The sequence below is a fragment of the Streptomyces litmocidini genome, assembly GCF_014649755.1.
Taxonomy (GTDB): domain Bacteria; phylum Actinomycetota; class Actinomycetes; order Streptomycetales; family Streptomycetaceae; genus Streptomyces; species Streptomyces litmocidini.
In genome coordinates, this window is the sequence record NZ_BMTQ01000086.1 from 1 (window position 1) to 518 (window position 518).

Genomic DNA, 518 nt, shown 5'->3' on the forward strand with positions numbered 1-518 from the left:
GCCGGCGTCTCCTCCTTCGGCATCAGCGGCACCAACGCCCACGTCATCCTCGCCGAAGCACCCGCAGACGTGTCGGTCGAGGACACGACGCCGGACGAGGACGTTCGCCTGGACGGCACGGGCCTGCCCTGGCTGGTGTCGGCACGTTCGTCCGAGGCGCTGGCCGAGGCCGCCGAGCGGCTGGCCGCGTACGTACGGGAGCGGCCGGAGCTCGGTCCCGCCGACGTGGCGCTCTCCCTGGCCACCGGACGCTCCGCCTTCGAGGCGCGGGCCGCGCTGCCCGGCAGGGACGGACGGGACGGACTGCTCGCCGGCCTGGACGCCCTGGCCTCCGGCGAACTCGCCGCCGTGACCGCGGCCGTCTCCGGTGCGAAGCCCGGCCGGACGTCCGGCGCTCCCGTCGTGTTCGTATTCCCCGGTCAGGGTTCGCAGTGGGTGGGCATGGCCACGGCCCTGCTGGACTCCTCCCCCGAGTTCGCCCGCGTCATCACCGAGTGCGAGACCGCCCTGACCCCCTT

1 protein-coding gene is annotated in these 518 nt (G+C 74.5%); it reads left to right on the forward strand.

Annotation, left to right across the window (positions count from 1 at the left end; genetic code table 11):
- Positions 1-518 (forward strand): CurL C-terminal domain-containing protein (locus IE180_RS36070; protein WP_190161129.1); only part of this gene is annotated, 518 nt, incomplete at both ends.